Source organism: Pseudonocardia sulfidoxydans NBRC 16205 (assembly GCF_007989085.1).
Classification (GTDB): Bacteria; Actinomycetota; Actinomycetes; order Mycobacteriales; family Pseudonocardiaceae; genus Pseudonocardia; species Pseudonocardia sulfidoxydans.
The window spans coordinates 1-12,491 of the sequence record NZ_BJVJ01000025.1 but is presented as its reverse complement, the minus strand read 5'-3'; the positions used below and the strand labels follow the sequence as shown (position 1 = coordinate 12,491).

At 74.0% G+C, this 12,491-nt stretch carries 12 protein-coding genes and 1 riboswitch; of the genes, 10 read left to right on the top strand and 2 right to left on the bottom strand.

Annotated elements, in window-relative coordinates:
* The first annotated feature begins 101 nt into the window (after positions 1–101).
* The 6 genes from PSU4_RS14060 (at position 102) to PSU4_RS14035 (ending at position 8,343) form a co-directional block, all read left to right on the top strand.
* On the top strand, positions 102–1,460 hold the full coding sequence (locus PSU4_RS14060; protein ID WP_147107756.1) for an MFS transporter: 1,359 nt from the start codon (positions 102–104) through the stop codon (positions 1,458–1,460).
* A 116-nt stretch (positions 1,461–1,576) separates the two neighbouring features.
* On the top strand, positions 1,577–2,362 hold the full coding sequence (locus PSU4_RS14055; protein ID WP_147107753.1) for an alpha/beta fold hydrolase: 786 nt from the start codon (positions 1,577–1,579) through the stop codon (positions 2,360–2,362).
* Positions 2,359–3,120 carry an SDR family NAD(P)-dependent oxidoreductase gene (locus PSU4_RS14050; protein ID WP_147107750.1) on the top strand — a complete coding sequence of 254 codons (762 nt, stop codon included), beginning with the start codon at positions 2,359–2,361 and terminating at the stop codon, positions 3,118–3,120. Before PSU4_RS14055 ends, PSU4_RS14050 begins: the two co-directional genes overlap by 4 nt.
* A 33-nt stretch (positions 3,121–3,153) precedes the next feature.
* A complete protein-coding gene (locus PSU4_RS14045; protein ID WP_147107747.1) occupies positions 3,154–4,404 on the top strand; it encodes an LLM class flavin-dependent oxidoreductase in 1,251 nt (416 codons plus the stop codon).
* A 142-nt stretch (positions 4,405–4,546) separates the two neighbouring features.
* Positions 4,547–6,508, top strand: coding sequence for a helix-turn-helix domain-containing protein (locus PSU4_RS14040; RefSeq protein ID WP_147107744.1), 1,962 nt, complete (start codon positions 4,547–4,549; stop codon positions 6,506–6,508).
* Positions 6,509–6,519: 11 nt separating this feature from the next.
* Positions 6,520–8,343 (top strand): helix-turn-helix domain-containing protein, encoded by a 1,824-nt coding sequence (locus tag PSU4_RS14035; protein ID WP_147107741.1) that lies wholly within the window; start codon positions 6,520–6,522, stop codon positions 8,341–8,343.
* Here the strand turns inward: PSU4_RS14035 and PSU4_RS14030 are convergent.
* Positions 8,340–8,537 (bottom strand): hypothetical protein, encoded by a 198-nt coding sequence (locus PSU4_RS14030; protein ID WP_147107738.1) that lies wholly within the window; start codon positions 8,535–8,537, stop codon positions 8,340–8,342. The genes PSU4_RS14035 and PSU4_RS14030 overlap by 4 nt on opposite strands.
* Before the next feature lie 110 nt (positions 8,538–8,647).
* Between PSU4_RS14030 and PSU4_RS14025 the strand changes: the two genes are divergently transcribed.
* Both PSU4_RS14025 and PSU4_RS14020 read left to right on the top strand, forming a co-directional pair.
* Positions 8,648–9,835 (top strand): sensor histidine kinase, encoded by a 1,188-nt coding sequence (locus tag PSU4_RS14025; protein ID WP_147107735.1) that lies wholly within the window; start codon positions 8,648–8,650, stop codon positions 9,833–9,835.
* Complete coding sequence (locus PSU4_RS14020) at positions 9,832–10,467, top strand: response regulator (protein ID WP_147107733.1); 636 nt, start codon at positions 9,832–9,834, stop codon at positions 10,465–10,467. The genes PSU4_RS14025 and PSU4_RS14020 overlap by 4 nt, the downstream gene beginning before the upstream one ends.
* Here the strand turns inward: PSU4_RS14020 and PSU4_RS14015 are convergent.
* The gene (locus tag PSU4_RS14015; protein ID WP_147107730.1) at positions 10,424–10,696 is read right to left on the bottom strand and encodes a hypothetical protein; all 273 of its coding nucleotides are present in this window, start codon (positions 10,694–10,696) and stop codon (positions 10,424–10,426) included. The genes PSU4_RS14020 and PSU4_RS14015 overlap by 44 nt on opposite strands.
* Positions 10,697–10,707: 11 nt before the next feature.
* Positions 10,708–10,802: riboswitch (SAM riboswitch) on the bottom strand.
* 106 nt (positions 10,803–10,908) lie between these two features.
* Between PSU4_RS14015 and PSU4_RS14010 the strand changes: the two genes are divergently transcribed.
* Positions 10,909–11,778, top strand: coding sequence for an LLM class flavin-dependent oxidoreductase (locus PSU4_RS14010; RefSeq protein ID WP_147107727.1), 870 nt, complete (start codon positions 10,909–10,911; stop codon positions 11,776–11,778).
* 93 nt (positions 11,779–11,871) lie between these two features.
* Positions 11,872–12,465 (top strand): TetR/AcrR family transcriptional regulator, encoded by a 594-nt coding sequence (locus tag PSU4_RS14005; protein WP_147107723.1) that lies wholly within the window; start codon positions 11,872–11,874, stop codon positions 12,463–12,465.
* The last annotated feature ends 26 nt before the right edge of the window (positions 12,466–12,491 follow it).

Genomic DNA, 12,491 nt, shown 5'->3' with positions numbered 1-12,491 from the left:
GGCGGGAGCCCTGCGCGGGCCCCGCCGGGTCGTGGGCGCCCCGCCCGCCGTGTCCGGGCCGATCCGCGCCGGCACCGTCGCCGGCCGACCGGAGGTCATCCATGTCGATCACCGCGACCGCAGCCCCACGCCTGTTCGCGGGCAAACGCGGTCTGATGCTCGCGAGCATCCTCTTCCTCAACTTCGTCGTCTGGCTCGACAGCGCGAAGTTCAGCCTGCTCAACCCGTTCTGGTCGGTCGACCTCCATCTGACGACGGCCCAGATCTCCAGCGTCACCGCGAGCTACCTGCTGGGCTACTTCCCCCTGCTGCTGCTCGCCGGGATCATGGCCGACCGCATCGGCGCGAAACTGATGCTCGTCATCTGCATCTGCGGCGTGACCGTGCTGTCGGCGACGATGGCGTTCGTCCAGACCTACGAGGAGATGTGGTGGCGCAACTTCCTGTTCGGCATCTTCTTCGGGTTCCTCTGGGCACCGTCGCAACGGTTGCTGTCGGTGTGGTTCCCGGGTGCGCTCAACGCGCGGGCGACGTCGACGTGGATGAGCTCGTGCCTGGTCGCGGGCGTGATCGCGCCGGCGATCGCGCTGCCGTTGGCCAACCACCTGTCGTGGCGTGACGCGTTCCTGATCGTCGCGGCGCTCGGGGTCCCGGCGCTGGTCCTGCTGCTGCTGTTCACCTCGAACAAGCCGGAGAAGCTGCGCGGCATCGGAGCCGCCGAGATCGCATCCATCCAGGAGGAGCACCGCGGCGCGACCGTCCGCGAGAAGCTGACGTTCCGCGAGCTCGGCCGGGCCCTGCGCAGCCGCAGCGTCTTCACGATGATCATCGCGACCGCCTTCGCCACCACCCCGACCTGGCTGTCCGGGCCGTGGCTGCCCTACGGCCTGATCACCCTCGACAAGGTCAACCCCGACACCGTCGCCTGGGTCAGCCCGCTCATCGCGGCCGTCCCCGTGGTGTTCGGGCTGTTCAACGGCTCCCTCGTCGCGAAGTTCTTCGGCGGGCGGACCCGGCCGTGGCTCGTGGCCGGACCCGCGTGCGGCGCGCTCGGCTTCCTGATGGGTGTGCTGCTCGACAACTCGACCTGGGTGCTGTGGGGCTTCTTCATCGGGGCGTTCGCGTTCCTGTGCGACCCGATGTTCTGGGGCACCGTCAACAGCTACTGGTCGGGCATCGCGCGCCCCGAGGTGACCGGCACCCTCAACGGCGCCTCCGCGGCCATGCAGGTCGCCGTCGGCTGGATCATCACCGACCAGAGCGGCAAGTGGATCAACACCGCCGCCGAGGGACGCTCGCAGCTCAACACGGTGTGGATCGTCGGCGCGGTGATCTTCGCGCTCGCGATCATCCCGGTGCTGCTGTCCCGCGAGGTGCGCGTCCACCAGGCCGTCGCCGCCACGAGCGAGCCCATGGCGGAGCCGTCCCTGGCCGCCGGGGACATGGACGTCCGCACATGACGACCCGGGCCGGGGTGGACATCGTCCCGTTGTCCGCCCCGGCCCGTCAGCCACAGACTCGCAGCACGGGCACGGGCGGCCCCCGGCCGCCACGCCCGTGCCGGAAGGAGAACCGTGTGACCACCCTCGAGATCCCGCACGTCGGCACGTTCGACGTCGACGTCTGGGAGCAGGGAAGCGGCGAACCGCTGCTCTACCTGCACGGATACGAACGCCACCCCGGCGGGGCGGGTTTCCTGACCCGGCTGGCCGCCGACCGTCGCGTGCTCGCCCCCGAGCAGCCCGGCTACGGCCGCTCCACCGGCGTGGAGGCGTTCGTCGACATCCACGACGTGGCGCTGTTCCACCGCGAGCTCGTCGAGTCGTGGGGCATCGACCGCATCGACGTCGTCGGGCACTCCCTGGGCGGCATGTTCGCCGCGGAGCTCGCCGTCCTCGCGCCGCAGCTGGTCCGCCGGCTGGTGCTCGTCGACGCCTTCGGGCTCTGGCTCGACGACGAACCCGCCCTCGACCCGTTCGGCCCGGCCGACGAGGTGGCCGCCGCGAAGTGGCACGGCGAGCCCCCCGCGCAGGAGCCGACCAACTTCGTCCCCGACCCGGGCGACCCGCACGGCGCGGTCCTGTTCAGCGCCCGCAACCTCGGCTCGGCCACGAAGTTCATGTGGCCCATCGCCGATCGCGGCCTGCGCAGGCGGCTGCCGCTGGTCGACGCGCCGACACTCGTCGTGCACGGCGCCTCCGACGGGCTGCTGCCCGTCTCCTACGCCGCGGAGTTCACCCGCCTGATCCCCGACGCCCGGCTCGCCGTGCTCCCGGAGGCCGGCCACTACCCGCAGGTCGAGCAGGAGGACGCGTTCGTGTCGGTCGTCAGTGAGTTCCTCGCCGCGGGGAGCGGGTCGTGACCGGCCGGGTCGAGGGCAAGCTCGCCCTGGTCACGGGCGGTGCCGCGGGCATCGGCCGGGAGACCGCCCGGACGCTGGCCCGGGAGGGCGCCGAGGTCGTGATCGCCGACATCGACCTCGACCGCGCGAAGCAGGTCGCCGACGAGATCGGGGCCGCCGCGTCGGCCCTGCACTTCGACGCCACCGACGCCGCGTCGATCGAGGCGCTGGTCACCGAAGTGGTCGGGCGCCACGGGCGGATCGACGTCGTCCACAACAACGCGGCGCTCGTCGGACCGGACGCCTGGTACACCGACGGCTCGGTCGTCGACACCACGATCGAGATGTGGGACCGCGCGTTCGCCACGAACGTCCGCAGCATCTTCGTCATGTGCAAGAACGTGTTGCCGCACATGGCCGCCGCAGGAAAGGGATCGATCGTCAACATGGCCTCGGTCGCCGGGCTGCGCGGCTCCCCCGCGCTCACGGCGTACGGGTCGTCGAAGGCCGCGGTGATCGGGCTGACCCGCTACGTCGCCGCCCAGCACGGCCGTCAGGGCGTGCGCTGCAACGCGATCGCCCCCGGTGTCATCCGCACCCAGCAGCTGCTCGACGCGGTGCCCGACCTGCCCGCCCAGGCGCTGGCCGGCGTCGCGTCGCCGCGCGTGGGCGAGCCCTCGGACATCGCCAACATGGTCGCGTTCCTGGCCTCGGACGACTCGGAGTTCGTCAACGGCGAGGTCTACCGCGTCGACGGCGGCGGGATGACGGCCGGCTGACGCCCCCTTCTTTCGAGAGCAGGAGCACCACAGGTGAAGTTCCACTGGTTCGCCCAGCAGTACTACACGAAACTTCCCGCCGACTTCGGCGACACCGTCCACAGCTCGTGGGTGACGCCACCGATCTCGGTGGCCGACCCGCAGCAGGTCGGCGAGGACTACCACCTCTACCTGCGGCTGATGCAGCAGGCCGACACCCTCGGGTGGGACTCGTTGCTGCTCAACGAGCACCACCAGACGACACTGGCGATGACCCCGTCGCCCAACCTGATCGCCGCGGCGCTCGCCGCGACCACCGAGAACGCCGCGATCGCGTTGTGCGGCAACTCGTTGGCCCTCTACAACCCGCCGGTGCGCGTCGCCGAGGAGATCGCGATGCTCGACTGCCTGTCGGGCGGGCGGATCATCGCGGGCATCGTGTTCGGCACCCCGATGGACACCGCGTTCTCCTACGGGGTGCCGCCGATCGAGCTGCGCGAGCGGTTCCACGAGGCCCGCGACCTGATCGTGCGGGCCTGGGAGGCGAAGGAGCCGTTCGCGTTCAACGGCAAGTACACGCAACTGCGCTACGTCAACACGTGGCCGCGGCCGATCCAGGACGAGCTGCCCGTCTGGATCCCCGGCTCCGGCAGCCCGGAGACGTGGGACGTCGTCAACGCGCTCGACTACTGCTACGGCTACCTGTCGTTCTCCGGCAAGCAGAGCGCGGCGCCGATCGTCGGCGGGTTCTGGGACTACACCGAGAGCCAGAACGCGAACATGAACCCGAACCGGATGGCGTTCACGCAGATCATCTGCTGCGCCGACTCGGAGAAGGAGGCGGAGGCGCAGTACGCCGACGCCGTGAAGTACTTCTACCGGCAGAACCCGACCGGCCTGGAGTTCGCGACACCGCCCGGCTACAACACGCTGCCCTCGATCCGCGCCAACCTGGAACGGGCCCGCACCCAGTCGGCCGAGGAGCGGATGAAGGCCGCCCGCGGTGAGCTGTCGTTCTGGGAGTACGACGAGCTCGGCTACATCATCGCCGGCACCCCCGAGCGGGTGGAGCAGCGCGTCCGCGAGCTGGCCACCGACCTGCGGATCGGCCAGCTCATCACGTGCATGCACGTCGGCGACCTGCCCGAGGAGGTCGCCCGGCGCAACAACGAGCTGTTCGGCCGCGACGTCATCCCCAAGCTGCGCGACGTGTGGGGCGAGGAGGAGGACCGCTGGACGCCGAAGGTCAGCCAGGAGCGCGTCGCCGCGAAGTTCGGGCAGGGCGCCGGGCTGCCCGCGGCGTGACCCGCGCGGGATGAACAACGCGGTGTCCCGCCGGACGCCGCCTGATCAGCCGCTGCCCCTCGGCCGGACCGTCCCCCTAACGTGATCGGCGGCGGTCCGGCCGTGGGGAACGGCCCGGTGACACACCGACGGAGGTGACGCGATGCTCGACCCGACCGCCGATACGGCTGCCCGCTCCGCCCCGGGAACGGCCGAGGACCTGGCGGCGCGGCTGCTGCACCTGCTCGCCACCGAAGCACCGGCCGTCGAGTTCGAGGCGCTCGCCGCTGCCGTCGAGGCGAGCCCGCCCGGCCCGCGACGCGACGAGATGTTCCTCGCCCTCGGCAGCGCCGGGCGCGTCCGCGACCTGCTCGCCCACCGCCGCCGCCGGGAGCGGGCGGCGCTCGCGCTCGTCGAGTCGGCACGTGACCTCGCCTCCCTGCACGACGTCGACGAGGTCCTCGACGCGCTCGTGCGCCGCACCCGCCAGCTGCTGCGCACCGACGCCACCTACCTCGCGCTGCGCGACCCCGACCGCGGTGACGTCTACATGCGGATCACGCTGGGCACCCTGACCAGGGCGATCGAGACGATCCGGCAGCCCGTGGGCAGCGGGATCGGTGGCCGGGTCGTCGCCACCGCGGTGCCGTTCGCGACCGCCGACTACCTCGCCGACCCCCGGCTGCGCCGCGACCCCGACGTCACCGACGCCGTCGTCGAGGACGGCATCGTCAGCATCGCCGGGGCCCCGATGCGGCGCGGCGACGAGGTCGTCGGGGTGCTGTTCGTCGCCAACCGGTACTCACGGGCCTTCGACACCGCCGAGATGGACCTGCTGTGCTCACTGGCCGACCACGCGTCGATCGTCATCGGCAACGCCGAGCTGTTCGAGCGCGCCGAGCGCACCGCCGCCGAGCTGCGCGCGGCCAACGAGGAGCTCGCCGAACGCCAACGTGCCCTGGAACGGGCCGGCGCCGCGCACGAGCAGATGATGCCGCTCGCGCTGCGCCGCGCCGACCTCGGCGAGCTCGTCGACACCGTCGCCGTGATGCTGGGCGGAACGGTCGCCGCCGTCGGCACCGACGGGTCCGTGCTCGTGACCAGCGGCGACGGCGACCTCCCGTCCCCGCTGCCCGAACCGCCCGACGACGCGCACGTCGCACTGCCCGGCGGCGTCCCGACCTGTTGGACGGTCCCCGTCCGGGCCGGCGACACGTCGTTCGGCCATCTCGTCCTGGTCACCGACGAGGTGCCCTCCGACGCCGACGTCCGCACCTTCGAACGGGCCGCGCAGACCGCGGCCCTGATGCTGCTGATCGACCAGCAGGTCGGCGCCGCCGAGCACCAGGTCCGCGGGGAGCTGCTGGAGGACCTGCTCGCCGAGCGCGAACCCGACTGGACCGCGCTGACCCGGCGGATCCGCAGCTCGGGGGCGCTCGACCTGCGGGTCGCGCACACCGTCGTCGTCGCCACCGCGACCGGCGTGACCCGGGCCGCGCTGCTGCGGGCCGCGACCACGCACGTCGGCGTCCGTGGGGGCCTGGCCGCCGAGCACGACGGCCGCGTCGTCATGGTCCTGCCCCGACCCGACCCCGACGCCGTCGCCCGCACCATCGCCGTCGAGCTGAGCCGGCTCACCGGTGGGAGGGTCACCGCGGGCGTCGCCGGGCCCGCCGACACCGCCGCCGACGTCCGGGCCCGCCACCGCGAGGCGCAGCGCACCCTGCGGCTGCTCGTCGCGCTCGGCCGCGACGGCGAGGGCGCCTGCCCCACCGACCTCGGGATGCTCGGCGTCATCCTCGACGGCACCACCCAGCGCCAGGTCCGGGCCCTGCTCGCCCGCACCGTGGAACCCCTTCGCCGCTACGACGCCGACCACAACGCGCTGCTGCTCGACACCCTCGACGCCTACTTCGCCGCCGGCCGCAACCCGCGGGCCGCGGCGCGTCGGCTGCAGGTCCACCCCAACACCGTCTACCAACGTCTCGACCGCGTCGACCACGTCCTCGGGCACCGGCGGTGGCGCGAGACCGAGGGCGGGGTGACGATGCAGCTCGGGTTGCAGCTGCACCGGCTCACCACCCAGATCCCGCTCGAGGAGCTCGTCCCGGCGCCGGGGACGTGAGGGAGCGGCAGATGGGCGCGACCACCGGGCAGGCCACGGGCCCGCTCGCGACGGTGCTGCGGATGCTCGCCGACGAGGCGCCCGCGTCCGAGCTCGCGGCCGTACTCGACCTCGCCGGGCCGCACCGCTCCCCCGCTGCCGACGCCGCGCGCGTCCGGGAGCTGCTCGACCGCACCGCCCGCCGCGAGCACGAGGGCCAGGCCCTCTACGAGACCGCCGAGGACCTCACCTCGCTGCGCCCCGGCGACGAGGTGCTCGCCGCGATCGTCGACCGCGCCCGCACGCTGCTGGCCTGCGACTCCAGCTACATCGCGCTCGTCGACCCCGAGACCGGCGACGCGTTCATGCGCGTCACCGCCGGCACCCGGACCGAGGCGCTGCAACGGGTGCGCCAGGCCCCGGGGTTCGGCGTCGGCGGGTACGTCATCCAGACCGGCAGGCCGCTCGCCACGTCGGACTACCTCCACGACCCGCGGATCCACCACGACCCCGACGTGGCCTCCGCCGTCGCCGCCGACGACGTCGTCAGCATCGCCGGGGTGCCGATGGCCGCCGGCGGCACCGTCATCGGCGCCCTGTTCGCCGCCGACCGGCACCGGCGCACGTTCGACCAGGACGAGATCGCGCTGCTCGCGTCCCTGGCCGCGCACGCCGCGATCGTCATCGAGAACGCGCGGCTGTTCGAGCGCGTCCAGGCCGACTCCGCCGACCTGCGCGCCGCCAACGCCCGGCTCCGCGAGCACCGCGAGACCCTCGAACGGGCCGGGCGCGCCCACGAGCAGCTCATGCCGATGGCGCTGCGGCAGGCCGGTCTCGACGAGTTCGCGACGACCGTCGCCGCCCTCCTCGACGCGCACGTCACGCTCGTCGCCGGGGACGGGGCCGTGCTCGCCGAGGCGTCCGGCTCGTCGTCGGGCGCGCCGGGGTGCGAGGTCGCCGTGCGCGCCGGGCCGGAGACGTTCGGTGTCCTGCGGGTCCACCGCGACACCCCGCTCGACGAGGGTGACGCCCGCATCGTCGAACGGGCCGCGCAGACCGCCGCGCTGCTGCTGCTGACGCGGCGGCGCACCGAGGCCGTCGCCCGCGAACAGCTCGCCGCGCTCGTCACCGACCTCGTCGCCGGCGCCGACCCCGGCGTGCTCGAACGACGCGCCGCCCGGCTCGGGGTGCTGGCCCCCGACCTGCTGCACTGCGTGGTCGTCGCGGTGTGTGACGCCGTCCCCCGCCGGGCGCTGCTCGCGGCCGCCGCCGACCTCGCCGAACCCGACGACGGCATCGCCGGTGAGCACGCCGGCCTCGCGGTCCTCGTCGTCCCCGGCGCCGACCCGGGCGCGGCCGCCCGCCGGGTCGCCGCCGCGCTCACCACGGCCACGGGCGCACCCGTCACCACCGGCGCCGACGGACCGCGCACCGGTGCCGAGTGCCTGCACGACGTGCACGACCTGCACCCCGGCGCCGCCCGCGGTGCACGGCTCCTCGCGACCCTGGGCCGCACCGGGCAGGGCGCCGCCGTGGACGAGCTGGGGGTCCTCGGCTCGCTGCTGGCCGACGTCGCCCCCGACCGGGTCGCCACGCTGCTCGACCGCTGCGTCGGCCCGCTCGTCGACTACGACCGCGAGCACGGCACCCCGCTCGTCGCGACCATGCGGGCCTACTTCGCCCACGACCGCAACCCGCCCGCGACCGCACGCGACCTCGGGGTCCACGTCAACACCGTCTACCAGCGCATCGCCCGCATCGACACCGTCCTCGGCGACGACGACTGGCGCTCGGCGGCGGGCGGGCTGCAGACCCAGGTCGTGCTCGGGTTCCTCGACCTCCTGGGTCCCCGTTAGGAACGGGTCTGCGTTCCGCGGCGGCGGCTCGCCGACGTCATGCCCACCACGACCCACGTCAGCCCGACCACGGCACCCCCGATGATCGCGACGAGGCTCAGCGCCTCGCTTCCGGTCACGGCCAGGATCGCCACCACGATCCCGAAGATCATCGACACCACGACGGCACCTGCGGTCATGCGGTTCTCGGTCATGGACCGGAGCCTGACCCGCCCGTGCCGGCCGTGGCACCCACGACGGACGGGTGCCACCCTCCATCGACCGGTGGAGGAGATCCGGCGTGCGTTCGGGCAGTATCACGCCGGTGAGCAGCCACGTCGAGGACCGGGACGTCTGGGAGCGGCTCGACCCCGCGTGGCACGCCGGGTTCGCCGGGTTCGCGGTCGTCACCGCGGTTCTGCTGGTCGTGAGCCGCCCGGACCATCCGGTCCTCGCCTTCGTGCTCCTGGGCGGGATCGTCGCCGCCTACGCGGCTGCGGGCGGGCCCGCGTTGCACCGCGGCGGCAAGCTCGGCGCGGCGTATCTCGCGGTCGCGGGGCCGCTGACGCTCGCGTTGTTCACCCTCGCCCCGGTCGGCGCGGTCATGCTCTTCGTGCTGTTCCCGCTGATATGGCGCCTGCTGCCGACCCGCGCGGCCGTGGTGGCCACCGTTGTCACGATGGCGGCGCTCGGAGCGATCGGGCTCTTCGCCCGCGGCACCGACCCCGCCGACACCCCGGCCCTGCTCGCCCTGTTCGGCGGGGCGCTGGTCGCCGCCGTCCTGCTCGGGCTGTGGATCACCACGATCAGCTCGCAGAGCGCCCGCCGCGCGGCCCTGCTGGAGGAGCTCGACCGCACCCGGGCCGAGCTCGCCGCGGCGAACCGCGAGGCGGGTGCGCTGGCGGAGCGGGAGCGGCTCGCCCGAGACATCCACGACACTCTCGCGCAGGGGTTCACGAGCCTCGTCCTGCTGGTCCGCGCGGTGTCCGACGAGCTGGACCGCGATCCCGAGGCCGCCCGCCGGCACCTCGACCTGGCGGGCCGGACCGCCCGGGACAACCTCGCCGAGACCCGCGCGCTCGTCCGCGCGATGACGCCCGCCCCGCTCGCGGAGGCTCCGCTCCCGGCGGCACTGCGCCGCATCGTCGACGACGTCGGCGGCGAGCTCGGGATCGCCGTGTCGTTCGCGCTGGAGGGGCCGGACGGGCCGCTGCCGGGAGGCCACGACGTCGCGCTGCTGCGGCTCACCCAGGAGGCGATCGCGAACGTCCGCAAGCACGCCGGCGCGACGCGGCTCGAGGTCCGGCTGACCCGGGACGGCGCCGCGGAGACACTCCTGGTCTCCGATGACGGACGCGGGTTCGACCCCGGTTCGCCGCGCTCGGGGTTCGGGCTCGACAACATGCGCTCGCGGGCCGCCGAGCTCGGCGGGACAGTCACCGTCGACAGTGCGCCGGGCGCGGGCTGCCGGCTCGAGGTGCGCCTCCCGGCACGCTCCCGGCAGGCGGCATGAGCACCGTCCGGGTGCTGCTCGTGGACGACCACCCGATCGTCCGGGAAGGCATGCGCAGCGTGCTGGCGGCGGAGGACGGCATTCAGGTCGTCGGGGACGCGGCAGGTGCCGACGAGGCGGTGGCCGCCGCCGCGGCGCTGCGCCCGGACGTCGTGCTCATGGACCTGCGGATGCCTGGCGGGCGAGGCGGGGTCGAGGCCACCGCGGACATCGTCGCCGCGGGCACCGGGCGCGTCCTGATCCTCACCACCTACGACTCCGACGCCGACATCCTGCGCGCGGTCGAGGCGGGGGCGGTCGGCTACCTGCTCAAGGACACCCCGCAGGCGCAGCTGGTCACCGCGGTACGCGCCGCCGCCCGCGGCGACACGGTGCTGGCGCCGCCGGTCGCGGCCCGGCTCGCCCGGGCCGTGCGCACCCCGCCGGTCCCCGCGCTCACCCCGCGCGAGGCCGAGGTGCTGCGGGCCGTGGCGCAGGGGCTGTCGAATCCCGCGGTCGGGCGCGCGCTCGGGATCGGCGAGTCGACGGTGAAGAGCCACCTGCTGCGGATCTTCGAGAAGCTCCAGGTGGACGACCGGACGGCCGCCGTCACGGCCGCGCTGCGGCTGGGGATTCTGCACCTGCCCGGCTGACGTACTCCGGGATGGCACGCAGCGCGCTGCGTGCCACCGCCAGCTCGTGCGCGACCTCGGCCGCGACGAGCTCGGCGTGCAGCGCGTCGTGCAGACCCGGCTCGTGAGGGGCGAGGGCCCGATGCCGGTCGACCAGCGCCTCCAACCGGTCGAGGAGGTCGTCGGCGATCTGTAGCCGCCGCACCGTGCGGCTGTCGGCATGGGCGGCGTCGGCGGTGCTCGGCCTCACGGTGTGGTCCTCTCCCATCGGTCCCGGCGGAAGCACCCCGTCCGTCAACCGGACGTGGTTGCTGCGGCGTCGACGAGCCAGGTCTCTCGGCCGCTCTGGATGGCACGACCAGTGAACCGGGCGGCTCGGACACGGGTCAAGCCGGCGCAGCGCCCGTCACAACCCCCGCCCAGGTCGCGCACCCTGCGTGCCCGATGCGCTACGTTCCGCGCATGCGGCTCGGGTACCTCACGCACGTCACCGGTCCCGCCGGTCCCGCCGCCACCTACCGCGACACCGTCGCCGCAGCCGTCGCCGCCGAGGAACACGGCTTCGACACGTTCTGGGTCGCCCAGCACCACGCCGACGAGGCCCGCGGCCTGTTGCCGTCCCCGCTCGTCCTGCTCGCCGCGGCCGCCACGGCGACGACCCGGATCCGGCTGGGCACCGGCGTCGTCGCCGCGCCGCTGGAGGACCCGATGCGCCTCGCCGAGGACGCCGCCGTCGTCGACGCGCTCAGCGGCGGCCGCCTCGAGCTGGGCGTCGGCGCGGGTGCCGACGCGGCCGCCTCCGCGGCGTTCGGCCGCGACCACGCCGACCGCCACGACGACACCGTCGCGCTCGTCGACACGCTGCGCACGATCCTGCGCGGCCCCCGGCTCGTCCCCGCCGCAGCCGGGCTGACGCAACGGCTGTGGTGGGCGACCGGGTCCACGGCGGCCGTCGACGCCGCCGCGGCCCGGAGCATGGGCCTGATCACCGGACGGCCCGCCGACGTCCCCGGCTCCCCCGTCGCCGCCGACCTCGCGCGTTACTGGTCCCGCGCCGTCGGCGCACCCCGGGTCGCGGTGTCGCGCATCGTGTCCGCGGGCGAACCCGCCGCCGACGTCGTCGCCCGGCTGCGCCGCGATCCCGCCCTCGGCTGGGCCACCGAACTCGTCGTGCAGACCCAACCCGGCGGGGGAGGTCTTGCGACGCACGTCGCGACGATGCGCGCCGTCGCCGACGTCGTCGCCCCGGCGCTCGGCGCACGCCGCACGGATCGTCGGACGGACCGCCGACCGGCACCGACGGCGGCCGCGCCCGCGTCGGGGCGCCCCTGAGGCGCAGCGCGAACGGCCGATCCGTCCGGCCCCGTCCGAGGGAGAGTCGTTAGGCCTTTCCCGACGTATCTGTCGTGGCCGTACGATGCCTCCATGGCACGCGTGCTGACGGCCAAGGGAGCAGCGACACGCCGGCGGATCCTCGAGGGCGCCGCCGAGCTGCTCCGCCGCAACGGCACCGCGGGCGTGAGCCTCGAACTCATCTGCCAGACCACCGGGTCGAGCAAGAGCCAGCTGTTCCACTACTTCCCCGACGGCCGCGCCGAGCTGTTCTGCGCGATCGCCCGTTTCGAGGCCGACCGGGTCATCTCCGACCAGCAGCCGCACATCGAGGATCTGTCCACAGCGGAGTCGTGGCGCGCCTGGCGGGCCGCGGTGATCGCGCGCTACGTCGAGATCGGCCGCTACTGCCCGGTCAACGCGCTGGTCGTCGAACTGTCCCGGACGGGCCCCGAGGCCGAGGGCATCGTCCTCGACATGCAGTCGCGCTGGCACACGCTGATGACGCAGGCGGTCGGCAGGCTGCAGGCAGCCGGCGGCGGCTGCCGCCACGTCGAGCCGGAGGCCGCCGCGTCGGTCGTGCTGGCCGCGGTGCAGGGCGGGGCGTCGATCTACCAGGCGACCGGCGACTTCGTGCACCTCGAGCGCGCACTCGACGGCGTCCTCTCCTACGTCGGCGTCGCCTGAGCGCTGTCTAGGAGCGCGCTGAACAA